The following is a 25,152-nucleotide window of genomic DNA, read 5'->3' as shown; positions in this document are numbered from 1 at the left end:
GATACCTCAATATTCATCCCCGTAAACCGTCCAGACCGTCTCCAGTCCGTCAGACCCGCGGGCCACCGTAGCGCATCAGCGCCGCCGGTGAGAGGCCTTCTACGGTCACCCCTACACCTCCGCAAGCAGTTTTTCAAAAGAAACCGCACTTTTTATGGGATATTCAAGAAAACCGCTTATAAACAATTGCTTGATCAGTCCTGCCGATAGACAACACCCTGATACCAACCACGCAGCATGCCTCGGCGTGATCAGTTTTCAGGCATTATAATAACATAGGCAGGGCTTCTTAAGTAGCCTTTATTGCGGCCTCGGCAGGCAGATGGGCAAAGCCCGCCTTCATGCGCCCCTTTGGGTGAATCGCCCGCAGGCCTCAGACCGTCACGTCCGCGTCGTAAAGCCAGCGGTACCCCAGCAGAGGCAATCCCGGCGCAAAACGGTCCAGTACGCGCAATGCGAGATGACCAACTCTACGCTTCGCGCCTGACAGGTGGTAATTCCGCGCGTTTGCGCCTGCGGCTGCCAGCGCGCGCGTCACCCGTGGGCGGCGCAACTTATCCCAGCGCTCGGGGTCGTCGAGCCTCTGCGCCAGCGTCCACGCACCTTCGAGCGCGAGGTTCGCCCCCTGCGCCAGAAATGGCAGCGTCGGGTGCGCGGCATCACCGATCAAGGTACATCGGCCTCGCGTCCAGTTCGGCGTCACGCCATGATCCATCAATCCCCAGAGGTGCACCTCTTCCACTCGTGCCAACAGATCGCGAACCGGCGCTGCGTATCCTGCAAAGGCCTGGCGCAGGTTTTCCGGATCATCGGTTTGCGACCAACTGGCGACCGTCCACTCGGATCGCTCCTCCACCGCCACGATGTTCAGGGACCGGCCATCCCTGAGTGGGTAACACACAAGATGCCGGCCCGGCCCCATGTGAACCTGTGCTTCCCTTGGCCAGTTGTCGACCGGCACGACCGCGCGCCAGGCGACTTGCCCCGTGAAGGTCGGTTTGTGATCCGGTGCAACAAACGCGCGGGTAACCCCATGCGCCCCGTCAGCCCCGATCAGGCGGGTCACCAAACGTGTCTCGCCCCCCTTAGTGATAAGGGTACCCCCCTCGCCCGCCACGGACATAATCTTGTTGTTGAGATGGACGGGAATATCCAATGCAGTCGCCCGCGCAGCGAGTGCCGCAATCAGGTCGGCGCGATGAACCATGCGAAATCCCGAACCGACCGGCATGCCGATCACGGATCGTCCCGTCGGTCCGTCGATCAGGTGGACGGCACTGCTGTTCAAGAAGCGGGGTCTGACCCCGAGCGCATCCAGAACGCGTCCCCCATTCGGAGCAATCTGAATACCAGCACCGACTTCGGTCAGTGCGGGGGCCTGTTCGATCAACTCGACCGAAAGGCCCCTGAGGCGGCAGGCAATGGCGCACGCCAGACCGCCGATCCCCGCGCCCAAAACCGTAACGTCGTGGGTGCGGGTCGTCATGTCAGTCGTCGCGATGAACCTTCTCGCGGCGCTCATGCTTTTCCTGGGCCTCGACAGTCATGGTCGCAATAGGACGGGCATCCAGACGCTTGAGAGAAATTGGCTCGCCAGTTTTCTCGCAATACCCGTATTCACCTTCATCGATGCGCCGCAGTGCAGCGTCAATCTTGGAGATCAGCTTGCGCTGCCGGTCACGCGTCCGCAGTTCCAGCGCGCGGTCCGTCTCCTCGGAGGCGCGATCGGCGACATCGGGGATGCTGCGCGCCGCGTCCTGAAGGCCTTCCAGGGTCCGTTCGGTCTCTTCGAGCAGATCGGCCTTCCAGCCGTTCAACTTGCGGCGAAAATACTCAGTCTGCCGCTCGTTCATGAACGGCTCGTCCTCGGCCGGGGTATAATCAGTTGGGAGAAAGGTTTCGGCTTTCATGATGGTCGCTCCTTCACACCGGTCCGTTGCAGGTTCGCCCAACCGCGGTGAACCGAACCGGTCCTGTACTGCCGCGCTTACAACAGCACTGCGAGCTTGTCACGTCCTTGTCGTGCGTCAGTTGCGCACCTGTAAACGACTGCTAGGGTGCGCAACGAATTCACCGCGGCAAGGACACGATAATGCACTTCAAGGGCACTAAGGACTACGTGGCGACCGACGACCTGACCGTGGCGGTCAACGCGGCGATCACGCTGCAGCGCCCACTCCTCGTCAAGGGCGAACCGGGGACCGGCAAGACGGAGTTGGCGCGCCAGGTCGCCGCCGCACTCGGAGTGCCGATGCTTGAATGGTCCATTAAGTCCACCACCCGCGCACAGCAGGGATTATACGAATACGATGCCGTTTCGCGATTACGCGACAGCCAGTTGGGTGACGAGCGGGTGCACGACATCAGCAACTATATCCGCAAGGGAAAGCTCTGGCAGGCATTCGAGACGTACGAACGTGTCGTCCTGCTGATCGATGAGATCGACAAGGCCGATATCGAGTTCCCGAATGACCTGTTACAAGAACTCGATAAGATGGAGTTCCATGTCTACGAGACCGGAGAAACGATCCGCGCGCGGCACCGGCCCATCGTCATCATCACGTCCAACAATGAAAAGGAATTGCCAGACGCCTTCCTGCGCCGCTGCTTCTTCCACTACATCCGTTTTCCCGACGCCGAGACCCTGGCCAAGATCGTCGAGGTGCACCACCCCGGCATTAAGTCGGCACTGCTAACGACCGCGTTGACCCAGTTCTTTGCCCTGCGCGAGCAGCAAGGCCTCAAGAAGAAACCCTCCACCTCCGAAATGCTGGACTGGCTCAAGCTGCTGTTGGCGGAAGACCTCGGTGCCGAAGATCTCAAACAGGACGCGGGATCGTCCCTGCCGCGGCTTCATGGTGCCCTTCTCAAGAACGAGCAGGATGTACACCTCTTTGAATGACTCGCATTCATGGCGCGGGGCGGGCGCTGACATCGCGCATATCCTTTACGGAATTTCTGTCGGCCCACGGTCTAGTCCGCACGGCTCATGCCAAACTGTAAAATTCCGCAGCATCTTTTAAGTATACGCCCAATCCCCGCCACATTGTCCGCCTAGTCTCGCGACAAAGCACGAAGATGCGAGCGGGTTTATATGGGCACGGAAACAATCAGGCTTGCGCCTGTCACCGCGAATGATCGCGCCATTTGGCGGGAAATGTGGTCCGCCTATCTCGACTTCTATAAAACCGACCTGCCTGCCTCGGCCTTTGATGCCGCATTCGGGCAGCTTCTCTCGAATGATCCGGCAACGTTCAACGGTCTTCTGGCATGGAGCGACCGGCGCGCCGTTGGCCTCGTTCATTGGGTACATCATCCGCACATGTGGCGGCCCGAGGGCACCGTCTGTCTGCAGGACCTGTTTACCGCACCCGACGCGCGCGGTCAGGGCGTGGCCCGCAGACTCATAAGCGCCGTCTATGCCGATGCCGACGCGCGGGGCGCGCCGCGCGTTTACTGGATGACGAACGAGACGAACTACCAGGGTCGCATCCTTTACGACCGGATCGGTCGCCTGACACCTTTCATCAAATACGAGCGTGCCGTCTAATGCTCAGACCGCTCGCTACCCTTGCCGTGATGCTGCTGGCGTCCTGCGCGCCCTCCGGCACGGCCACTCCTCAGGCAACCCGCGCGACCGTGGCGATCATGACGGATGCGTTGCCCCCCCTGCGCCGGTTCACCGGCGTACCCGCAATGCGCCTGCCCGTGCAGCCGAATGCCCAATTGGCTCGCGACTTCATGGCACTGACGTTTCAGCTGGAGACCGGACGCCAGATAGACACTTTCACCCGGTTCGAAGGGCCGATCACCGTCACCGTCGAAACCGCAGACGGCGCGTCCCTGCCGCCCACGCTGCTACCGGACCTGACCGACCTTTTGGCTCGACTGCAAACAGAGGCGAAGATCGATATCCGCCCGGCAGAAGCGGGCAAGATGGGCTCCATCACCATATCCGCCCTTCCCCGCGCGACATTGCAACGCTTCGTTCCGGGGGCGGCCTGCTTTGTCGTGCCGCGCGTGGCCGGCTGGAACGACTATCTCGCCAACCGTTTCGGCCCCGGCACCGACTGGACCACGCTCAAGACGCGCACCCGCGCCAGCGTCTTCCTCCCCGCCGACGTCAGTCCGCAGGAGATCCGCGACTGCCTGCACGAAGAAGTGGCCCAGGCGCTCGGCCCCCTGAACGACCTGTATCGGCTGCCTCATTCCGTCTTCAACGACGACAACATGCACGTCGTGCTGACGCAGTTCGACATGATGGTCCTGCGCGCAACCTATGACGAGGATCTGATATCGGGCATGACACAGGCACAGGTGGCCGAACGGCTGCCCGCGATTCTGGCTCGGGTGAACCCGCGCGGTCGCATTGCGGATGCTGGTGCCATAGACGAGGGCAACCCCGCATGGTCCAAGTCGCTTCAGGGTGCCCTTCAGCCTACAGGCTCGGACCGGGCCCGACTGAACCATGCCAAGAACGCCGTGAGCCTTGCTCAGGCGCAGGGCTGGCAGGACGAACGTCTCGCCTTTTCGCATCTCGCCCTCGGCCGCGCTGCGCTCTCGTCAGACATTGACGTAGCCATCGCTGCCTTCCTCGAGGCGCAGGCCATTTACCAACAAACCATTGGGGACAGCGTGCAAACAGCGCAGATCGCGTTGCAGCTCGCCGCCTTTGCCCTGTCGTCCGGGCAGCCCCAGGCAACCCTCGACATTCTGGACCGTGCGATTCCGGCTGCGGACGACGCGCAGAACGCCTCTCTCCTTGCCACATTGCTGTTATTGCGGGCCGAAGCAGCAGCGCTTCAAGGGGCTTCATCCGAAGCTGCACGCATACGCCGCGAGGGTCTGGCCTGGGGCCGCTACGCCTGGGGTGACCAAGCGCTCGGCATTCGCGCGGGCGAGGTTGCGAGCCTGCGTCCGGGCGCGTAGAGCAGGGCTATGTTACCCATTCTCACCGCCATCGCCGGGTCCGCTTTGGGCACCTTCATCGCCGTCCGCCGCAAGGGCAACGGCTTCGACATTGCGCAATATGCCGCTGTCTTTACCGTCATCGGCTTCATCATCGGCATCTTCGGCATCATCATACTGACGCGCCTCTGATGTTCCTTCGCTTCTTCGAAACCCTGCGCGCCGCCGGCGTCCCGGTCTCGATGCGCGAACATCTGGCCTTTCTCGACGGCCTGACGGCCGGTCTCGTGACCTATGATGTCGAGGGCTTCTACTACCTGGCCCGAGCCTCTCTGGTGAAGGACGAGCGGCATATCGACCGCTTCGACCGAGCCTTCGCAACCACGTTCGAGGGGCTTGAGAACATCTCTGCCGCCGACATCCTGAACGCAATCGATCTTCCTGCCGACTGGCTGGAAAAGCAGGCTGAAAAGCACCTGACGCCCGAGGAACGCGCCGAGATCGAGGCGCTTGGCGGCTTTGACAAACTGATGGAAACCCTCAAGGAGCGCCTCAAGGAGCAGCAGGGCCGCCACCAAGGCGGATCCAAGTGGATTGGTACGGCCGGGACCAGTCCATTCGGGGCCCATGGCTACAATCCCGAAGGCGTGCGTATCGGACAGGACGAGAGCCGCCATCAGCGCGCGGTAAAGGTCTGGGACAAGCGCGAATTCCGCAACCTTGACGACAGCGTCGAACTGGGAACGCGCAACATAAAGGTGGCGTTGAAGCGCCTCCGCGCTTGGGCCCGTGATGGGGCCCATGACGAACTCGACCTCGACGGCACGATCCGCTCCACCGCCAAGGCCGGCTACCTCGACGTGAAGACCCGACCCGAGCGGCGCAACGCGGTGAAGGTCCTGCTATTCCTCGATGTCGGGGGCTCGATGGACCCGCACATCAAGGTGGTCGAAGAACTCTTCTCCGCCGCCCGGTCTGAATTCCGCACGCTGGAGCACTTCTACTTTCACAACTGCCTTTACGAAGGCGTCTGGAAGGACAATCGCCGCCGCTGGAACGCCGTCACACCGACGCGGGAAGTGTTCAACACGTACGGCCCCGACTATCGCTGCATCTTCGTGGGCGACGCCTCCATGTCCCCCTACGAGATCGCCTACGCTGGCGGTGCCAATGAACATTGGAACGAGGAGCCGGGTCAGATCTGGTTGGACCGCGCGCGTGAAAAGTGGTCCTCCAACCTCTGGATCAACCCCCTGCCCCGCCAGCACTGGGACCACACGCATTCCGTCCGCATGATCCGCGAGATTTTCGAGAACCGCATGGTCCCGATGACGCTGGAAGGCCTCAGCAGCGGAATGCGCCTGCTGACGCGCTGATCCCTGCGGCGCATGGGCACAGAATGTCCCATGGACGCGCGGCCCTGACATCCCCATATCCATTCCATGATCAAAGCCCCTGCCCTCCTGATGGCCGTGCTCTACGGCCTCGTCATGTGGCTCTTCTCCGCGTGGCGGCTGAAGCGTCAGATGGATGCAACGTCCACTCCACTGAATCATCCCGCGCTCGAATCGGAACTGAACCGACTGGCCGCCGTGCTGGAAGTGGAGCGGATCCGGGTGAATGTGCACGAAGTTGCCCCCGTGAACGGCCTCGCCGCGCCGGATGGCCGTATCTTTCTGACGCGCGGATTCCTGAACAAGTACGATACCGGGGAGGTTACCGCCCCCGAACTCGCAAGCGTTGTCGCGCACGAGCTTGGCCACGTGGCGCTTGGTCATTCTCGCCGTCGTCTGATCGACTTTTCAGGCCAGAACGCGATGCGCGTGGTGCTATCGGGTATTCTGGGACGCTATCTCCCGGGCGTCGGGCCGTGGATCGTGAACATGCTGACGACGCTTGTGGCGGCCCGGCTGTCGCGCCGCGACGAATACGAGGCCGATGCCTACGCCAGCGCCCTTCTGGTCAAGGCCGGTATCGGGACCGCACCCCAGAAGGCGCTCTTCACCAAGCTGGGGAAACTGACCGGCATGGGCGGCAACGGCGTTCCCGCCTGGATGATGAGCCACCCGAAAGTCGAAGACCGGATTGCCGCGATCGAAGCGAACGAGGCGAAATGGGGCACCCTTCCGCCCCAGACCTGACGCCCGGCTTTACCCCGCCCCGCCCATCGGGCAGACCGGCTGCATGACACCGGATATCCTCTGTATCGGCTCGGTCCTCTGGGACATCATCGGCCGCTCCAACGCGCACATGCAAAAGGGCTCGGACGTGCCGGGCCGGATCACCCGCATTCCGGGGGGGGTGGCGCTCAACATCGCGATGGCCGCCAAGGCCTACGGCATGACCCCCGCGCTCCTGTCAGTCGTGGGCCGAGACGCGGAAGGGGATGAGCTGGTCGCTGCACTTGACCGACTGGGGTTGGTAACGGACACGCTTTATCGCTCCGAAGACCTGCCGACCGACGTCTACATGGCCATCGAGGGCGGCAACGGTCTGATCGCCGCGATTGCCGACGCCCATTCGCTCGAGGCGGCGGGCGACAAGGTACTTCGGCCGTTGCACGGCTTGGGTTTCACAGGCCCGATCGTCGTCGACGGCAACCTGACACAGGACCTTTTGGCAGGCATCGCGGTCGACCCCCGGTTTACCGGGACCGATCTGAGGATCGCGCCAGCATCGCCAGGCAAGGCGGAACGGCTGCTTCCCTTCCTGGTCCACGATTCGGCCACGCTCTATGTAAACCTCGAAGAAGCGAACCTGTTGCTGCACGCGCCTCAGCCCGACACCATGACAGCCGCCGAAGCCCTACGCGCCCACGGCCTCTACCGTGCCTTGGTGACCGATGGTCCTAACCCAGCAGCTTGCGCCCATCCCGGCGGCACAGTAAAGATCCAGCCGCGCAACGTGATGGTCACGCGTGTCACCGGTGCGGGCGATACGTTCATGGCCGCGCATATCGCCGCCGAAGCATCGGGGGCCGATCCGGACGCCGCTCTGAAACGGGCATTGGAAGCAGCCGCGACCTACGTCTCAGGCGATACATACTGACGCGGGCGCGCCGCGCTGTTGATGTCCTGCGCAGTTGCTTGGGTCCAAGACTGACACAACCCGGAATTTATGCAGTGGCCCTACCACCCGGAACCGCCCATGCCACAAGGCCGGGGTTCGGTCGTGCGCTTGGCCCCCAATTCGTTCGCATCGCGGACTTTCACTGCACAAATTGAAGGCACCGGGGCCACGCCTGGGCATGCCCCAATTCATTTTGAGGGATGCGCAGCCCTATACATGATGCACCCCAGGCTGGCGCGTCCGCTGAAACCAGTTGTTCGGCCAGCCCATCATAGAAGGCCGCCGCTTGTCCCCGCGCGGCCCGGTGTTTATGTCGATTGGTGAATTAACGAAACGGAACCAATGCATCTTGGCGACGAACATCCGCCGCGCGCGTCGCGGCCAGGCATAATCACGAGGCTCAGGAACAACTTCCTGACCGGCCTGATCGTGATTGCCCCGATCGGCCTGACGTTCTGGCTCATCTGGTCGGTCATTGGCTGGTTCGATGGCTGGGTCCTGCCGTTCATCCCAGTAGCCTATCGTCCCGACATCTGGCTGTTGCAGCGCTTCGGCCTCGACCTCGACATTCGTGGCATCGGCGTGGGCATATTCCTGCTGTTCACGCTGCTTGTCGGGATGATCGCGAAAGGCCTGATCGGGCGATCGATTCTACGGTATGCCGAGAACCTGGTGCAGACGATGCCGGTGGTTCGGTCCGTATATTCGGGCCTCAAGCAGATCGCCGAGACGATTCTGGCGCAGGATCAGAACAGCTTCGAAAAGGCCTGCCTGATCGAATACCCGCGCCGGGGGATTTGGGCTATCGGCTTCGTTTCGACCACGGCCAAGGGCGAGATCGCGTCGCGCGCATCGGAGCCCATGGTATCGGTGTTTCTACCCACAACCCCGAACCCCACCTCGGGGTTTCTCCTCTTCGTGCCAGCAGAGGATCTGGTCGAACTGGACATGACGGTCGAAGATGCCGCGAAGCTGGTGATATCGGCCGGGCTCGTCTATCCGGGCGGGCGGGATGCAACCGACATGCCCCCGGGGACGACGGCAGTCAAATGAACGAACGTTCCTGACGTTTCACCGGACGCTTTCGTCCGGACTCAATGCCGCTGCTCAGGCCTCGGAGGGACGGCGGTATTCTCCGTCGTGTACGTGTTCAAGGTGGCTTTGAACATGATCAGGCAGGGTTTCCGGCTTCACCAGAACCTTTCCGTCATGGGCCGACGCGATTTGGTCGGGCCCGATCATGATGTCGCCGTAGCCTTCAATGTAGACGGTCAGCTTTCCCGGTGTCACCTCTCGGACGGCACCGACGCCGACGGCACCGTCGGCCATGAAAATCTCGTCGTCTATCTTGATGGTGGACAGGGGCATGGCATCCTCCAAGTTGCATGACACAAACAGAATGGATCGAAATTTGCGTTCATCCAAGCCCCCGATACGGATGACGCCCCAAGTGCCGGCACCGATCGCGCTTCAGTCCAGTGCCGCAACACAGGCGATAAAGTCCTCGCCACGTCTTTCGAAGTTGTCATATTGGTCGAAACTGGCCGCCGCAGGGGCCAGCAGGACGACATCACCCGGCTGCGCTTCGGCTGCGGCCCGCGACACCGCGGTGGCCATGTCGGTGCATATCTCGATCTCGACACCGCTCCCCAGGTCCAGCGCGAAAGCATCTGCCTCCCGGCCGATGACATAGGCCTTGGCAACATTTTCAAAATGCGGTTGCAGCGCGTGGAGGCCGCCGTCCTTTTCCAACCCGCCACAGATCCAGCGGATTTTCCTGAACGCCTGCAACGCCTGCGATGCCGCATCGACGTTCGTTGCCTTGCTGTCGTTGACAAAGATGACGCCGCCCCGCTCCGCGATCCGCTGGCTTCGGTGTGGCAGCCCCGGATAGCTGCGCAGTGCCGCCTCGATCTCGCGCGGGCCGAGACCCAGAGCGCGCGCCGCCGCCCAGGCCGCGCAAGCGTTCTGGTGGTTGTGCCGACCCGGAAGGCCCGGAATATCGCGCAGATCAACGCTGGCGACCTGCCGGCCCTTGCGATGCTCGGCCAGCCAGCCCTTCTTCGCGGTCACCTGCCATCCGGGGCCGGTCAGTTTACCGATCGAGACCCGAATGACTCGGTCGTCGACCGGAGCTTCCTGCAACTGGTTGGCCAAGAACCGCCCCTCGTCCTCATCCACGCCGATCACGGCACGATCCGGCCCACCTTCGGCGAACAGACGACGCTTGGCGGCGAAATATCCGCCCAGGCCGGCGTGACGATCCAGATGATCAGGCGACAGGTTGGTGAACACACAGATGTCAGGCGTCAGGCTGCGGGCCAGTTCGGTCTGGTAGCTGCTGAGTTCCAGCACGACCACGTCGTCCTCTCCCGGCATGTCTATGTCCAGCACGCCTCGTCCGATGTTGCCCGCCAAGTGCGCTGTTTTTCCTGCCGCTGTCAGGATGTGGTGCAGCAGAGCCGACGTCGTGGATTTACCGTTCGAGCCGGTGATGCAGACGGTGCGCGGCGCGTCATATCCCAGCGACCGAAAGAAAAGACCGATATCGTTGTCCACCGCCACACCCGCATCCCAGGCGGCCCGGATCGCGGGGTGCGGTGCGGGATACAAGTGTGGAATGCCCGGCGAGACGATCATTGTGATAACCCCCTCCAGCGCGCCCGATCTGGTCAGATCGCGCACCTCGAACCCCTCGGCCTCTGCGGCGTCGCGTCCCTTGGCTCCATCATCCCAGGCCAAAACCGTCGCGCCCCCTTCCCGTAATGCGCGCGCGGCTGTCATGCCCGATCGGCCAAGACCCAGAACTGCAACGGTCTCCCCCTTGAAACCATGGACAGGAATCATTGGGGCACCTCGCACCGGTCTATGAAGAACTGCGTGAGTTTCTGGCGCAGTGTTTGCTCCTGCCCGTTAGGAATATCGAACTTGACCAGTTTGCCGCAGACAAGCGGGTCCGCTTCGATCCGCGCCTGTGCATCGGACCAGCCATCGTAGACCGGAACGGCGAGAAAAACGCCGCCCAGAACGACCGCCGTGGCCCCCCAACGCGCCGCCCGCACGTTCAACGAAACCGGGGGCCCACCCCGCGCGATAAGCGGATTGCGAAACCGCATCGGCTAGCGCACCTTCAGCGTGGCAAGGCCGATCAGCGCAAGGATCAGCGCGATGATCCAGAAGCGGATGACAACCTGCGGCTCGGCCCACCCTTTCTTTTCAAAGTGGTGATGGATCGGTGCCATCAGGAAGACGCGCTTGCCGGTCGACTTGAAATACAGAACCTGAATGATCACCGACATGGCCTCCACCACGAACAGTCCCCCGATGATGGCCCAGACCAGCTCGTGCTTGGTAACGACGGCGATCGTCCCCAGTGCGCCGCCCAGCGCCAGTGACCCGGTATCGCCCATGAAGACCGCCGCGGGCGGCGCGTTGTACCAAAGAAAGCCCAGGCCGCCCCCGATCAGGCCGGCGGCGAAAATCAACAACTCCCCGGTTCCCGGCACGTAATGAACATCAAGGTAGTCGGTGAAATCGACGCGTCCCACGGCGTATGCGATAACGCCCAGCGTGCCCGCGGCAATCATCACCGGCATGATCGCCAGCCCATCCAGACCATCGGTCAGGTTCACCGCATTGGCTGAGCCGACGATCACGATCATCACGAAGGGTAGATAGAAATAGCCAAGGTTCAGCAGCACGTCCTTGAAGAAGGGCATTGCCAGTTGGCCCTGCAATTCAGCCGGATGTGCCCAGATGGCCACGGCACCGGCGATTGCCGCAATGATGAACCCCAAAAGCAGGCGAACGCGCCCAGGTACACCCTTGGTATTGCCCGCGCTGACCTTGGCGTAATCGTCGACGAAACCGATGGCCCCGAAGCTGATGGTGACGCCCAGCACCAGCCAGACATAGGGGTTATCCAGCCGCCCGAACAACAACGTCGCAACCGTGACCGCCCCAAGGATCAGCACGCCACCCATGGTCGGCGTGCCCGCCTTGGCAAAATGCGTCGCCGGTCCATCCTCGCGGATTGGCTGCCCCCTGCCCTGTCGGCGGCGCAGCAGGTTGATGAGCGGGGGTCCGAAGATGAAACCGAAAATCAGCGCGGTGAAGAACGCCCCGCCCGCTCGCACTGTGATGTAGTTGAACAGGTTGAAGACACCGCCGCCGTCAGAAAATGTGGTGAGCCAGTAAAGCATGCTTTTCCTATGTTTTCTCGGGCCGGGCACCGTTGGGTGCCTCGCCAAGGGCACGAAGGCCCTCGACTAGCGTGGTCATTTGCATCGAAAGTGATCCTTTCACCAGCACCGCATCGCCCGGTCGCGCAATATCGCGCAAAGCCAGGACGAAATTGGCGCTGTCGGGCGCATGAGTCCCCCGATGATCGGCGGGCAGAACGTCGTGCAGGTGGCGCATCAGCGGGCCAACGGTATGAACGATGTCGATCGCCGCCATTGCAGGGTGGTCGGCCAAACCTGCATGCAGGTCGGGGCCGGTCGGGCCCAATTCCTTCATGTCACCCAAAATCGCGATGCGCCGCGCACGCGACGGAACCTCGGTAGCGGCCAGCAGATCCAGCGCTGCGCCGACAGACGCAGGATTGGCATTGTAGGCATCGTCGATCAGGTCGACGGCCGGTTGATCGGGGTGCAGCGTGACGGCGTGCCGCTTGCCGCGCCCTTCGGGCGGGGTCCAGCCGGCCAAGCTCACGGCGGCACGCGCCACGTCGCCTCCCGCGGCATGAATGGCAGCAAGAACGGCAAGCGCGTTGAGCGCAAAATGCGCCCCCGGCGCGCCGACGCGATACAGCACTTCGCCCAGCGGCGTCTCGGCCGCGCAGGTGGTGCTGTCGGATCCTGTCTTGATCTCCGTCAGACGCCAGTCCACTCCGGTACTGCGTCCGAATGAGGTGGTGCCGCGTTCGGCCAGAATGTCCGAATCCTCCAGATCAGCATTCCAGATCGCGGTGCCCCCGGCGACCAGGCCGGTAAAGATCGATGCCTTTTCCCGAGCGATGCCCTGCAGCCCGTCATTGAAAGCCTCAAGATGTACGGGGGCCACGTTCATCACCGCGGCCACATGCGGTTGCGCCTGCGCGGACAAGGGCGCGATTTCGCCCGGATGGTTCATCCCGATCTCGACCACCGCGAAATCGGCTTCAGCCGGAATTGCGGCCAAGGTCAGAGGCACACCCCAATGGTTGTTATAGCTCTTGATCGCGGCATGGGTTCTGCCCTGCGCCGACAGACAGTGGCGCAGCATCTCCTTGGTCGATGTCTTGCCAACGCTGCCCGTGACCGCGATCACCTTGGCCCGCGTCCGCATCCGGCCCGCGCGTCCCAACGCCTCCAACGCGCGCTGGACGTCCTCCACCAACAGCAGCGGCGCGTTCTCGCAGCCCTCGGGCACGCGGCTGACCAAAGCCGCGCCAGCCCCGGCATCCAGCGCCATACGCACGAAGTCATGGCCGTCGCGCGCGGCTTTCAACGCCACGAACATCTGCCCCGGCTCCAAGGCCCGGCTGTCGATGCCAAAGCCGGTGACCGACCAGTCGCCCATCGCCTGCCCACCGGTTGCCTTGGCCGCGTCAGCCGCAGTCCAGAGCGTCATGCTTCCCGTCCTTCCAACGCCGCAACCGACAGCGAAGCCTGCTCCACATCGTCGAACGGCAGAACCATGTCGCCCACGGTCTGTCCGCTCTCGTGGCCCTTGCCCATGATCAAGAGCGCATCGCCCGGTTCAAGCATGGCCGCCCCTTGCAGGATCGCTTCGGCCCGGTCGCCCACCTCGATGGCCTCAGGCACCCCCTGCATCACTGCGGCGCGAATTGCGGCCGGGTCTTCGGAGCGGGGATTGTCGTCCGTCACGATCACCACATCGGCATGTGCATGAGCCGCAGCGCCCATCAGCGGTCGCTTGGTCGTATCCCGATCGCCACCCGCGCCGACGATGGCCACGATCCTGCCCATGACATGTGGCCGCAGCGCCTGCAGCGCGGTCGAAATGGCATCCGGCGTATGCGCATAATCGACAAATACCGCGCCCCCACCTTCCCGCGTTGCCGCCAGTTCCATTCGGCCCCGCACGCCCACAAGTTTTGCCATTGCGGCAAACGTGTCCTCCGGGTCTTCCCCAGCTCCGATCACCAACCCGGCGGCCAGCAGCGCGTTGGCCGCCTGAAATCCGCCGATGAGGTCGAGGCGAACCGAAAACGCGCGCCCCTGCCAGTGGAGCAGGACTTCCTGCCCAGTCGCGTCGAAGCGCTGACCGGTCAGGCGAATGCGCGCGGCTTCGTTGCGGCCCACGCCGATGACTTCCTGCCCCCGGCCTTCGCAGCCGGCGGCCAGATCGGGGCCGGCGGGGTCGTCCAGATTGATGACCGCGACACCGTCGCCCGGCAAAAGCCTGTCGAAGAGCCCCGCCTTGGCGGCCAGGTAGGCCTCCATCGTACCGTGGTAGTCCAGGTGATCCTGCGTCAAATTCGTGAAGCCCGCCGCGGCCAGGCGCACGGCTTCCAGACGGCGCTGGTCCAACCCGTGGGAGGAAGCCTCCATTGCTGCATGGGTCACACCCGCCGCTGCCATATCGGCCAACAGGCGATGAAGGGTTATCGGCTCGGGCGTGGTGTGGGATGACGGCGCGTGGAATGCACCCTCCACGCCCGTGGTTCCAATATTGGCACCAAGCAGGCCCATCGCCTCCCAGATTTGGCGGGTAAAGCTGGCGACGCTGGTCTTGCCGTTGGTGCCCGTAACCGCGACCATCACGCCGGGCTGTGCGCCGGCCATCAGTGCCGCGGCAAAGGCCAAGGCCGCGCGAGGGTCCTCGACCGCAATCGCGACTGCCCCCTCGGGCAGGATTGCGGCTCCGACCGGATCGGTCAACACCGCCACCGCCCCCCGATCCAATGCATCAGCGGCATAGCGTGCACCATGGGTCGCCACGCCCGGCAAGGCCACGAACAGATCACCGGGCCTCACCGTGCGATTGTCGACCGATAGGCCGCCGATCACCACGTCGGCTGGCCCCGTCAGCCCCAGTTCAGAAAGTGTCTTTCCCATCCACGGTCCCCCGACCCCGATGACCTACCGCGCGCCACCGTTGGCGTCCATCTTAACCGGCTACCGGCTTGCATTGGCCTGTGTCAGATATGCACCGAAGGCGTCGACATCAGGATCAAAATCGGGCCGCAGACCCAGAAGGGGCGCAACCCGCCGCACCACCTCGGAGGCGACGGGCACTGCCGTCCAACCAGCTGTCCGGCGGTCCTCCCCGGCGGCAAAGATCTCCGGTTCGTCCAGGGTGACGACGATCACGTACTTCGGATCCTGCGCGGGGAAGATGCCCGCGAACGTGGTGATCGTCTTGTCGTCGTAATATCCACCCGTCGGGCTGGGCTTGTCGGCGGTGCCGGTCTTGCCGCCCACCTGATATCCCTCGACCTCCATCAATGACGCCGTTCCACGGGTCACCACCTGGCGCAGCATATGGCGCGCCTCGGCCGAAACACGGGGGCTTACGATGCGGGGGCCGGGTTCGATCTTGCCATCCTGCGCCAGCAACGTGGGCGTGACCCGCGTGCCACCGTTCAGAATCGAGGCATAAGCCGTCGCCAGGTGCAGCGGCGAGGCGGACAGACCGTGACCATAGCTGATCGTCATGGTCGATATGTCGGGCCAACGCTCCGGTACAATGGGTCGCGCGCCCGGAGCTTCAGTCAGTTCCACTGCAGTTGCGTCGAAGAGGCCCAGCGAGCGAAGGAATTCCTGTTGCCGTTTCGACCCGACGGCCAACGCCATGCGCGCGGTGCCGATGTTCGAGGATTCCACAATCACGTCGGTCACCGACAACTCGGGGCCGTAGTCATGGAAGTCGCGGATGCGGTAGCGCCCCTGCCGCAGGGGACCGGACGTGTCGATCATGGTGCCCGCATTTGTCAGGCCCAGTTCCAGCGACTGCGCCACTGTAAATATCTTGAAGGTCGAACCCAGTTCATAGACACCTTGCACCGTGCGATTGAACAAAGGGTCGTCGCCACGGTCGCCAGCGGTCAAGACAGCAGGTCGGTCGTTCGGGTCGAAGTCGGGCATCGAGGCCATCGACACGATCTCGCCAGTGTGGACATCCATCAAGATTGCGGCGGCACCCTTGGCGTTCATCAGCTTCATGCCGGAATAGAGCACACGCTCCAATGCGGTTTGCACCGACAGGTCGACGGAAAGGCGCAGCGGCGCGCCTTCGCGGGCCGGATCGCTCAGGTAGTCGTCAAAGACGGCCTCGACCCCCGCAATTCCCTTTATCTCGGCAGCACGAACGTCCTGTGCACCGTACCGGGCACCGCCCAGCACGTGACTGGCAAGGGGGCCGTTGGGATAGACGCGCATCTCTCGTTGGCCGAACAACAGGCCCGGCTCCCCCAGATCGTGCACGGCCTGCTGTTGCTCGGGCGAGATATTTCCTTTTAGCCAGTAAAACTTGGAGCCTGAAGTGAACCGCCGGGCCCAGGTCTCGACTTTCATGTCGGGGAAGATGCTGGCCAGCCCTTCCGCCGCCGCCAGCGGGTCAACCATCAGATGCGGCTGCGCGTAAAGCGCCACCGCCGTCACGTTGGTTGCAAGCACGCGACCCTCACGGTCGGTGATGTCTGCACGGGCCGAGACGATTCCCGCCCCAGCAAGGCCACCGGTCCGCGGTTCCCGCGCTTCGGTGGCGGAGATCGCACCCATCTTCAAGCCGATGACTGCGAAACCGAACATGAAGCAGACTGCCGTGAATTTCAGCCGCCGCTCGGAACGTTGCCGGACCTTCTCGGGGTTCTCGCGCGGTATGACCGCTTCGGGCACACGCGGACGCGGTACCGCAGGGTTGACCGGCTGGAACGGATCGGTAGCGATGTGGCGGACTTTGCGGCGGAAAATCATGGCAACTGCTCCCCGTCGTCCGCAAGTGTCGGCGGCGCAATCAGGCGTGGCGCGGCGTCGGCCCCGAAACGGTGCGTCATGACGATGATGTCGCCGATGCTTTCTTCTAGGGCTTCCTGCTGGTCCCGTGCCACGACCGGAACTTCGGGCGCGGGCCGGGGATAGCCGACCTGTTCGATCAGCGCGAAATGATCGGGGGCCAGCGGGATCAGGCCCAGACTCTCGAAGTTCATTTCCACCAATTCATGCAGTCGATCGGGCCGGTTCAGATAGGCCCATTCCGCTCGCAGCATCGAAAGTTCCTGGTGACGAGCCCCGATCTCACGTTCCAGGCGGGCAACCTCACGTTCGGTTTGCCGGGTCTCATAGCCTTCATCGTAAGCCCAGAAAGCCAGGCCGACGACAGCCGCAATGGACAGTGCGTAGAACATGCTGCGCATCACTTGCCCCCAATCTTTACCGCGGCCGGCAGGCCCAGGGCGCGCCGGTCAATCTGCCCCGCCGGGGCATCGGTGCGCCGCGCGAGGCGCAGGCGGGCCGAGCGGGCGCGCGGGTTGGCCGCGATCTCCGCATCGGTCGGGGCGATGGCCTTATGGCTGATTTCGAATGCGGGCGTGCGCGCTTCCCGTTCGGGTGCGTAACGGCTGCCGCCACCGCCCTTGTCGGACCGGTCGGTGAGGAAGCGCTTCACGGCCCGGTCCTCGACCGAATGGAACGACACGACCGCCAGCCAGCCGCCGGACTTCAACGTGCGTTCGGCGGCGGACAAACCCTCGGCCAACTCACCAAATTCATCGTTCACCGCGATGCGGATAGCCTGAAAGCTGCGGGTCGCGGGATGGCTCTGGCCCGGGCGCTGTCGCGGCAGGTTGGCCGCGACCGTTTCGGCCAGGTCAAGTGTCGTCTCGAACGGGGCCTCTTCGCGGCGTTTGATGATGGATTTCGCAATGCGCCGGGCCGCGCGCTCCTCGCCGTAGCGGTGAAGGATGTCGGCCAGGTCCCCCTCGCTCAATTCATTCACCAGATCGGCAGCGGTCGGCCCTTCGTCGCCCATACGCATGTCGAGTGGGCCGTCACGCATAAAGCTGAAACCGCGATCCGCGCGATCCAGCTGCATGGAACTGACCCCTAGGTCGAGAACGACGCCATCCACGGCCTCGCCAACCTCGTCCATCTTCGAGAAAACGCTCTTCACCAATGTAACCCGCTCGTCTGCCCAATCGCGCGCCATCTGGTGAGCCAATGGATCGCGGTCCAGACCGATCACCCGGTCCGCGCCCGCCTCCAGCAACCCCCGGGTGTATCCCCCGGCGCCCATGGTTCCATCCAACCACACGCCCCGAACCGGGGCCACGTTTTCCAGAATCGCCGTCAGAAGAACAGGAACATGTGGCGCGGCGGACTCAGTGGGCATGGTTCACTCCGGCGTGCGGCGCTTTTTCGGCAGCAGAGAGGTGATGGGCACATTTTCCGGCAATTCGGCCAGAACGCTGCCCAGTCGGCTCGTCGCCTGCTCAGGCGCGGCGGGCGAATATATGCGGAAGGTCTTGCCCTTGCCTGCGAACGTCGCCTGATCAGTGACACCAATGCGCGCCCGTAACCCAGCGTTCAGGATAAGTCGGCCGCTGTCGTCGATGCCGACGGTTTCCGCGTCGCTGTAGAAATAATCCTCCAGCGCCTCGCGGTGGGGGTCACCTTCGTCCATATCCTCGATCATCTCGCCGATCTCGGCCACGCCCTCGATTGTGTAGGCGGTGAAATAGGGAAAGCGCGGATCGCCGAAGCACAGGACCAAGCGGGGATTTACGCCACCGTCGCGCCCCGGGTCACAGGCGTCGAGCACACGGCGAAAATCGGCAGGAATCGAAACTCTGCCCTTCGCGTCCACCTTGTGGGTGCTTGTGCCTCGGAAGCGTTGCTCCAAACCCGGACTGCCTTACCTTGACGCCTTGTGCGCGATTCTCCCCTAGAAACGGAAAAGGACGGACCGGGTGTCTGCCAAAACCCGATCCGCCCTATGCTCCCATTCTGTGCCTGCTCGGACACAAGTCGGGCGTCGTCGGCGCGCAGTCACCTGGGGGGATGTCTGGTCGATGCGCGCTTCGGATCTTCTGTCGTCCAGAGACGATTTGGGGGGTGCCTGTTTTCGACCTGCCTCATTTTCTTAGGGGTCTGAGATCTATGTCTCTTTCCTCCCCGTGCTCTGTGTAATGTTGATGCCACGCGAAGAACGGTCAGGGAAGCCCCTTTATGCCACTTCATCCCATAAATGTTATCCACAGCCTGTGGGCAAACCTGTGAATAACGAATACTGGCACAATATATGGTGCCCTATATCCCCATACGTGGCAGGTTTTGCCCTGAAGTCACTTCAAATGAGATTGCATCTCTCCGAGATTTCCGTTGCAGATTCCGCACAGAAAGTAGCCATTACGTCCTGGAGAGGAGTGGGACCAACTTCCCCCAGGCCCGAATCTGACGCGCCAAATGACCGGAGAAACCAGCAAACAAACGGAATCAGCGGATATCTTGTTATTCGAATCGGGTTCGCAGCTTTACGTCCCCGCTTTCGGCCAAAGATTCGCTCCCCGATAAGGCCAATCGCGCGGGGTGATAAACCCTACACGTGGCACGCGGTCCCGCCGGTGGCATGAAATCCCGTTCAGGCAATCACGCCGGCGACATTGCGACAAGTTTTCCGGCCAGATCGGCGAACGCGTTGGCCATCGCCCCGTCCCCCAATGCAACCGGTACTCCACCATCACCCGCCAGGCGCGTCTCCAGGTCGATGGGCAAGGCCCCGAGGAACGGCAAGCCGAGGCGCTTTGCCTCCTGCGCCACTCCGCCGTGACCGAAAATATGTGCCTCGTGCCCGCAATCGGGGCAATGGAACATCGACATATTCTCGATCAGGCCCAAGACCGGTGTCTTCATCGTCGCGAACATGTCGAGCGCCTTGCGCGCATCCAGCAGGGCAACATCCTGTGGCGTTGAGACGACGATTGCCCCGGCCACGACCGCCTTTGTGCAAAGCGTAAGCTGCACATCACCCGTGCCCGGCGGCAGATCGACGATCAGGAAATCCAATTCGCCGTCGTGATGATCCCACTGCACCTGCCCCATCATCTGTTGCAGCGCGCCCATCAGCATCGGCCCACGCCAGATGACGGCCTTGTCCTCGGCCAGCATCAGGCCGATCGACATAAGCGTGATTCCGTGCGCCCGAAGAGGGATGATCGACTTGCCATCGGGCGAGGCCGGACGCTGCGATGCGCCCATCATGCGCGGTTGGCTGGGGCCGTGAATATCGGCATCCAGCAGGCCCACCTTCTTACCCTGCCGCATCAGCGCCACCGCAAGGTTGGAGCTGACCGTAGATTTGCCGACGCCGCCCTTGCCCGACGCGATGGCGATCACCTGCTTCACGCCGGGAATGCGCATTGGTCCGTCCTGTGGCTTGGGATGTCCGCCGACCTTGAGCGATGGGGGTGCCTTCTCGGCAGTGGGGGCCGTCAGCACCGCCTGAACCCGAGCCGCGCCGGGAATCGCGGCAACGGCGGCTTCTGAGGCGGCGCGCAGCGGCTCAGAGACCTTGGCGATCTCGACCGACGGCACCTCAATCACGAAACGAACCGCATCCCCATCCACGATCAGAGCACGGATCATGTCTTCCGAAACGAGGTTGCCGCCGCCGGGCACCTGAATCGTGGTCAGGGCGCGGGTCACTTCATCATGGCTGAGGCTCATGTCGGGTCCTTTCGGTTATGCGCTAGGTGGCCCCCCAGTCTCGCGAAGGCAAGACCATCACGAGTGCGACGATGCCACCAAGCGCGCCTGACCAGATCAGAACCGGCATCAATCCAAAGAGTGCCGCCAGCCAGCCCAGCGCCCCTGACCCCAGTGCAACGGCCCCGATCCCGACAACCACCCACAGCGACATCACGCGCCCGCGCAATGCATCCGGCAAGTCCTCCTGCACGGCGGCTTGCAGGCCCACGCCGCAGAAGGTCGACGCAAAACCGGCAATTGCCGTCCAGACCAGCGCGGCCCACCACCCCTGCGACATACCCAGACCCGTCAGCGTCAGCACACCGCAGACCAGAACGACACGGGTGATCGGGGGGATACCGCCCTGCCCCGCGCCCGCAGTCTTGGCCACCGCGGCCAACAATGCGCCCGCACCGGCGGCTGCCGTCAACAGACCCAATCCCTCCGCGCCACGGCCGTGGACGCCTTCGGCCATGACGGGCAAAAGCTCCAGATATCCGCGCACCAGGACGGCAATCGCAAACGTCAGGACCAAGGCCTGCCGCGCGACCGGGGTGCGAGCGATGTAGGCCAGCCCCTCTCCGATCCCGTTCAAGATGGAAACCCGCCTTCCTTGCGGCAGGTCGCGCGGGTCCATCCAGCGAACAGCAATCAGCATCGGCACATAAAGTGCCGCCGAGAGCCAAAGCGTAGCAACAACCCCGAACGCCGCAATCGCTATCCCGGTTAGAACCGGACCTATCATCCGCCCCAGGTTGAAATTGAGGGCCGACAGTGCAACCACGTTTCGGACGTCTTGGCGCGGCACGAGGCGCGGACCAAGTGACATGCGCACAGGGTGGTGCGCCGCGGTGATCAGCCCGATGGCCAGCGCCAGGATCACCAACCCTGTCTTGCCAAGACCCGGCCCGCCGGCAACGAGTGCCGCAATCACCAGCAGAAGACACATCGAACCCGAGGTAAGGCGCAACGCGGTCCGAATATCGGCCCGGTCAACCAGAACCCCGAATACCGGACCCGCCAGGATCGAGGGCGCAAGGCCGAGTGCTGCCACCAGCCCCACAAAGGCCGGCGACCCCGATACATCCCAGGCCAGCCAGCCGATCGTGACCCGCTGCGCCCAGAGCGCCTGAACCAAAGGCACGGCGGCAAAGAAATAGGCCCGGAAACCCGTGTGGCTCAACGCGCTCATGTCAGGGCACCTCCCGGAGAGCCACTTGGAGTGACCTGAAAAAAAACAAGCCACGAGACGCTACGTCCGCCATGCAAATGCTGCATAGCGGCATTGAGCCATCCGGGGATTGTGCATATGCAGCGTTAGCGCCATCTTCTAATCAACGAAACACAGGCTGACCGGCAATGGGGCCGGGACGCAATCGAGGCAAAAAGCGCCTCATCCAAGAGGAAACGATCATGGCTAGCACTTTTTACGGCAATTCGGCCACCTTCACCAGCACTCTTCGTGACCGTCTGGTCGCCCGCATCGACGCGGCGCGAGCGGATTACGCCAAGTGGCGCGTGTATCGCCGCACGATGAACGAATTGGCCGCCCTTTCCAACCGCGACCTGGCCGATCTGGGCCTGAGCCGTTCGATGATCCACAGCGTCGCGTACGAAGCGGCTTACGGCAAATAAGAACACCCTCTGTCGCCGCCTCCTCCCTTTAGGCGGCAGTGGGATGCGCGACGGCGATCTCCTCCTCCCTTGATCCGCTGTCGCAACTCTACCGACCCTTCCTCCCTTGGGTCGGGACCGCGCCTGGACCTCTCCTCCTCCCTTGGGGAACAGGCGTTTCGAAGGAACCGACGGTGCTCTCCTCCTCCCTTTAGGGCACCGTCGGAACCTTCATAAGAAATTTGGGAACCAACTGTGCCCCGCGCATGTTCGGTAACAGAATTCGACCACGGGCCACCTCCTCCCTTTAGGCCCGGACGTCGAACCGGTGCGATCCGACCTCCCTCGGACCGCACCAACAGCAAGAAGCCGCGATGCCCCTCCTCCCTTGGGCATCGCGGCTTTTTCATTTCCGTGGATCTTGTACGTGTTGGGTCAGAACGGGACGTCGCCAGCCTGTGCCGCCGGCACAAGAAACCTTCCGACTATCTTCTTCGTGCCCGCCTTTTCGAAAGCGACGTCCAGCTTGTCGCCTTCGATTGCCTGAACATGTCCGTAACCGAATTTGTTGTGAAACACGCGGTCGCCCACGGCAAAGGCCGAAACGGCCGTGGCGTCTATGGTCAGGTTCCGGCTTTCCGATGGCTGCATCATGGGGCGCGCGTTTCTGGATTGCAGGCGCCGCCAACCGGGGGAATTATAAACGTCGGCCTTGGCCGCCTTCTCCTGCAGGTTGCTTTCCACTCCGCCCGACATCGCATCGTTTTGCGCGGCGGCCATGCCAGTCGCGCCGAAACCACCACCGTACAAGCCGGGCGGCGTCAGAATCTCAACGTGCGCTTCGGGCAATTCGTCGATGAATCGGCTGGGCAGCGCCGATTGCCATTGGCCATAGACGCGGCGGTTGGCGGCGAAGCTTATGGTGCAAATCCGCTCCGCACGCGTGATGCCGACGTAGGCCAAGCGACGTTCTTCCTCCAACCCCTTGAGGCCCGACTCGTCCATTGAGCGCTGCGAGGGAAAGAGCCCGTCTTCCCATCCCGGCAGGAACACGACCGGAAACTCCAGCCCCTTGGCCCCATGCAGGGTCATCAGGGTGATCATGGGTTCATCCTGAGTCGTCTCGTTATCCATGATGAGCGAGACGTGTTCGAGAAAGCCCTGAAGGTTCTCGAACCCTTCCAGCGCCTTGACCAATTCCTTTAGGTTTTCCAGCCGACCCGGCGCTTCCGGCGTCTTTTCGTTCTGCCAAAATGTTGTGTAGCCCGACTCGTCCAGGATTTCCTCGGCCAGGTGGATGTGATCGCGCCCGTCCAGCAATTGCTCACGCCAGCGGTCGAAGCCGTCGCACAGCTCCTTCAGGGCCGCGCCCCCCTTGCCGCCGATGGTTTTGGTCCGCACGCAAAGCTTCGCCCCCTCCAGCAGGGACACGCCGTTGGAACGGGCCATGCGCTGGATGGTCTGCTGCGCCTTTTCGCCTAGGCCCCGCTTGGGCGTGTTCACGATCCGCTCGAATGCCAGATCGTCATCCGGGCTGACGGTCATCCGGAAATAGGCCATTGCATCACGGATTTCGAGACGCTCGTAGAAGCGCGGTCCACCGATGACCCGATAGGGCAGACCGATGGTCAGGAAACGGTCCTCGAAGGCGCGCATCTGGTGCGACGCGCGCAGCAGAATTGCCATGTCATCCAGTGAGAACGGGTCCAGACCGCGCGTCCCACGTTGCAGGCTTTCGGCCTCTTCCCCGATCCAGCGCGCTTCCTCGTCGCCGTCCCAATGGCCAATCAGACGGACTTTCTCGCCCTCTTCCTCCTGCGTCCAGAGCGTCTTGCCCAGCCGGCCCTTGTTGCCTGCAATGACAGCAGAGGCCGCGGCGAGGATGTGGGGAGTGGAGCGGTAATTCTGCTCCAACCGGATGATCTCGGCCCCCTCGAAGTCCTTCTCGAAGCGCAGGATGTTCCCAACCTCGGCCCCGCGCCAACCGTAGATCGATTGATCGTCGTCACCTACGCAGCAGATGTTGCGGTGACCTCCCGCCAGCAGGCGCAACCACATGTACTGCGCGACGTTGGTGTCCTGATACTCATCCACCAGGATATACCGGAACCAGCGGCGATACTTTTCCAGTACGTCATCATGCGTCTGAAATATTCCGATGACGTGCAGCAACAGGTCGCCGAAATCGACCGCGTTCAGCGTCAGCAAGCGGTCCTGGTATTCGCGGTAGAGGGCCACGCCCTTGCCGTTGAAAGCCTGCGCTTCGGAAGCGGGCACCTTTTCGGGCGTCCACGCGCGATTCTTCCAATGATCGATGATCCCGGCCAGCATCCGCGGCGGCCATTTCTTCTCGTCGATTTCGGCGGCGACAATCAGTTGCTTGAGCAGGCGAATCTGATCGTCCGTATCGAGAATGGTGAAATTCGATTTCAGGTGCAGATCGCGCGTGCCCGACTCCAGTAACGGATCGGACACCGTACGCCCCACCAATTCGGCGTGGCGCCGCAATAGCTTTACGCAGACCGAGTGAAAGGTGCCCAGCCAGGGCATTCCCTCCGCAACCTCACCCATCATGGAACCGACACGGTTGCGCATCTCGCGGGCGGCCTTGTTAGTGAAGGTCACGGCCAGAATCTCGTTGGGGCGCGCCTTACCCTGCGCCATCAGGTGCGCGATCCGCGCAGTGAGTGCGCGGGTCTTGCCCGTTCCCGCACCCGCCAGCATCAAAACGGGGCCATCCAAGGTGTTAACCGCCTGCATTTGCGCCGCGTTCAACCCGTCGAGGTACGGCGCGGGCCGTGCGGCCATCGCGCGCGAGGACAGGGATGCCGCCTCGAAGGCGTCTGAGTCGTCGAAATCGTTCATGCGA

Annotated in this window: 24 protein-coding genes; 9 read left to right on the top strand and 15 right to left on the bottom strand. The window is 62.9% G+C overall.

Translation table 11 applies throughout. The features are described 5' to 3' along the window. Positions 1-373: 373 nt before the first annotated feature. Both BLV27_RS15925 and dksA read right to left on the bottom strand, forming a co-directional pair. Positions 374-1,486, bottom strand: a complete 1,113-nt coding sequence (locus tag BLV27_RS15925) for an FAD-dependent monooxygenase (RefSeq protein WP_092647497.1) — start codon at positions 1,484-1,486, stop codon at positions 374-376. A 1-nt stretch (position 1,487) separates the two neighbouring features. Continuing rightward, positions 1,488-1,910, bottom strand: coding sequence for an RNA polymerase-binding protein DksA (gene dksA, locus BLV27_RS15920; RefSeq protein ID WP_092647496.1), 423 nt, complete (start codon positions 1,908-1,910; stop codon positions 1,488-1,490). Positions 1,911-2,092: 182 nt separating this feature from the next. Here dksA and BLV27_RS15915 point away from each other — a divergent pair, with 182 nt between their 5' ends. From BLV27_RS15915 to BLV27_RS15885, 8 genes are all read left to right on the top strand, one after another. Further along, positions 2,093-2,902, top strand: a complete 810-nt coding sequence (locus BLV27_RS15915; protein WP_092647495.1) for an AAA family ATPase — start codon at positions 2,093-2,095, stop codon at positions 2,900-2,902. A 255-nt stretch (positions 2,903-3,157) separates the two neighbouring features. After that, entirely contained in the window at positions 3,158-3,550 is a 393-nt protein-coding gene (locus BLV27_RS15910; RefSeq protein ID WP_244504707.1) for a GNAT family N-acetyltransferase, read from the top strand. Then, the gene (locus BLV27_RS15905) at positions 3,550-4,929 is read left to right on the top strand and encodes a DUF2927 domain-containing protein (RefSeq protein ID WP_092647493.1); all 1,380 of its coding nucleotides are present in this window, start codon (positions 3,550-3,552) and stop codon (positions 4,927-4,929) included. Before BLV27_RS15910 ends, BLV27_RS15905 begins: the two co-directional genes overlap by 1 nt. A gap of 9 nt (positions 4,930-4,938) precedes the next feature. Then, positions 4,939-5,100, top strand: coding sequence for a hypothetical protein (locus tag BLV27_RS19440; protein WP_170831483.1), 162 nt, complete (start codon positions 4,939-4,941; stop codon positions 5,098-5,100). Next, positions 5,100-6,284, top strand: a complete 1,185-nt coding sequence (locus BLV27_RS15900; RefSeq protein WP_092647492.1) for a vWA domain-containing protein — start codon at positions 5,100-5,102, stop codon at positions 6,282-6,284. Before BLV27_RS19440 ends, BLV27_RS15900 begins: the two co-directional genes overlap by 1 nt. Before the next feature lie 66 nt (positions 6,285-6,350). Next, complete coding sequence (locus BLV27_RS15895; RefSeq protein WP_092647491.1) at positions 6,351-7,049, top strand: M48 family metallopeptidase; 699 nt, start codon at positions 6,351-6,353, stop codon at positions 7,047-7,049. Between the two features lie 43 nt (positions 7,050-7,092). Further along, positions 7,093-7,956 (top strand): PfkB family carbohydrate kinase, encoded by an 864-nt coding sequence (locus BLV27_RS15890; protein WP_092647490.1) that lies wholly within the window; start codon positions 7,093-7,095, stop codon positions 7,954-7,956. Between the two features lie 363 nt (positions 7,957-8,319). Continuing rightward, complete coding sequence (locus BLV27_RS15885) at positions 8,320-9,030, top strand: DUF502 domain-containing protein (RefSeq protein ID WP_092647489.1); 711 nt, start codon at positions 8,320-8,322, stop codon at positions 9,028-9,030. Between the two features lie 54 nt (positions 9,031-9,084). On the opposite strand, the gene BLV27_RS15880 is transcribed toward BLV27_RS15885, so the two are convergent. The 12 genes from BLV27_RS15880 to BLV27_RS15825 all read right to left on the bottom strand — a co-directional run bounded on the left by BLV27_RS15880 (position 9,085) and on the right by BLV27_RS15825 (position 21,861). Then, positions 9,085-9,345 carry a hypothetical protein gene (locus BLV27_RS15880; protein WP_092647488.1) on the bottom strand — a complete coding sequence of 87 codons (261 nt, stop codon included), beginning with the start codon at positions 9,343-9,345 and terminating at the stop codon, positions 9,085-9,087. A 102-nt stretch (positions 9,346-9,447) separates the two neighbouring features. Continuing rightward, complete coding sequence (gene murD, locus BLV27_RS15875; RefSeq protein ID WP_092647487.1) at positions 9,448-10,824, bottom strand: UDP-N-acetylmuramoyl-L-alanine--D-glutamate ligase; 1,377 nt, start codon at positions 10,822-10,824, stop codon at positions 9,448-9,450. Further along, positions 10,821-11,093, bottom strand: coding sequence for a hypothetical protein (locus BLV27_RS15870; RefSeq protein ID WP_092647486.1), 273 nt, complete (start codon positions 11,091-11,093; stop codon positions 10,821-10,823). Before BLV27_RS15870 ends, murD begins: the two co-directional genes overlap by 4 nt. Positions 11,094-11,096: 3 nt before the next feature. Continuing rightward, complete coding sequence (gene mraY, locus BLV27_RS15865; protein ID WP_092647485.1) at positions 11,097-12,179, bottom strand: phospho-N-acetylmuramoyl-pentapeptide-transferase; 1,083 nt, start codon at positions 12,177-12,179, stop codon at positions 11,097-11,099. A gap of 7 nt (positions 12,180-12,186) precedes the next feature. Continuing rightward, complete coding sequence (locus tag BLV27_RS15860) at positions 12,187-13,590, bottom strand: UDP-N-acetylmuramoyl-tripeptide--D-alanyl-D-alanine ligase (RefSeq protein WP_092647484.1); 1,404 nt, start codon at positions 13,588-13,590, stop codon at positions 12,187-12,189. Continuing rightward, entirely contained in the window at positions 13,587-15,041 is a 1,455-nt protein-coding gene (locus BLV27_RS15855) for a UDP-N-acetylmuramoyl-L-alanyl-D-glutamate--2,6-diaminopimelate ligase (RefSeq protein WP_092647483.1), read from the bottom strand. Before BLV27_RS15855 ends, BLV27_RS15860 begins: the two co-directional genes overlap by 4 nt. 60 nt (positions 15,042-15,101) lie before the next feature. Then, positions 15,102-16,901 (bottom strand): peptidoglycan D,D-transpeptidase FtsI family protein, encoded by a 1,800-nt coding sequence (locus tag BLV27_RS15850; protein WP_092647482.1) that lies wholly within the window; start codon positions 16,899-16,901, stop codon positions 15,102-15,104. Next, complete coding sequence (gene ftsL / locus BLV27_RS19600; RefSeq protein WP_211605530.1) at positions 16,898-17,332, bottom strand: cell division protein FtsL; 435 nt, start codon at positions 17,330-17,332, stop codon at positions 16,898-16,900. Before ftsL ends, BLV27_RS15850 begins: the two co-directional genes overlap by 4 nt. An 8-nt stretch (positions 17,333-17,340) precedes the next feature. Then, on the bottom strand, positions 17,341-18,315 hold the full coding sequence (gene rsmH / locus BLV27_RS15840) for a 16S rRNA (cytosine(1402)-N(4))-methyltransferase RsmH (protein ID WP_092647481.1): 975 nt from the start codon (positions 18,313-18,315) through the stop codon (positions 17,341-17,343). A 3-nt stretch (positions 18,316-18,318) separates the two neighbouring features. Beyond that, the gene (locus BLV27_RS15835) at positions 18,319-18,825 is read right to left on the bottom strand and encodes a division/cell wall cluster transcriptional repressor MraZ (RefSeq protein ID WP_092647480.1); all 507 of its coding nucleotides are present in this window, start codon (positions 18,823-18,825) and stop codon (positions 18,319-18,321) included. Positions 18,826-19,571: 746 nt separating this feature from the next. Then, entirely contained in the window at positions 19,572-20,648 is a 1,077-nt protein-coding gene (locus BLV27_RS15830; RefSeq protein WP_092647479.1) for an Mrp/NBP35 family ATP-binding protein, read from the bottom strand. A gap of 22 nt (positions 20,649-20,670) precedes the next feature. Continuing rightward, positions 20,671-21,861 (bottom strand): MFS transporter, encoded by a 1,191-nt coding sequence (locus tag BLV27_RS15825; RefSeq protein WP_092647478.1) that lies wholly within the window; start codon positions 21,859-21,861, stop codon positions 20,671-20,673. Between the two features lie 221 nt (positions 21,862-22,082). Here BLV27_RS15825 and BLV27_RS15820 point away from each other — a divergent pair, with 221 nt between their 5' ends. Continuing rightward, positions 22,083-22,304, top strand: a complete 222-nt coding sequence (locus BLV27_RS15820; protein ID WP_092647499.1) for a DUF1127 domain-containing protein — start codon at positions 22,083-22,085, stop codon at positions 22,302-22,304. Positions 22,305-22,718: 414 nt separating this feature from the next. Here BLV27_RS15820 and BLV27_RS15815 read toward each other — a convergent pair whose 3' ends face one another. Further along, complete coding sequence (locus BLV27_RS15815) at positions 22,719-25,148, bottom strand: ATP-dependent helicase (RefSeq protein ID WP_092647477.1); 2,430 nt, start codon at positions 25,146-25,148, stop codon at positions 22,719-22,721. Positions 25,149-25,152 lie beyond the last annotated feature (4 nt).

It is taken from the genome of Jannaschia faecimaris (genome assembly GCF_900107415.1).
In the GTDB taxonomy this organism is placed as follows: Bacteria; Pseudomonadota; Alphaproteobacteria; order Rhodobacterales; family Rhodobacteraceae; genus Jannaschia; species Jannaschia faecimaris.
This window is presented reverse-complemented; position numbering and strand designations above follow the sequence as displayed.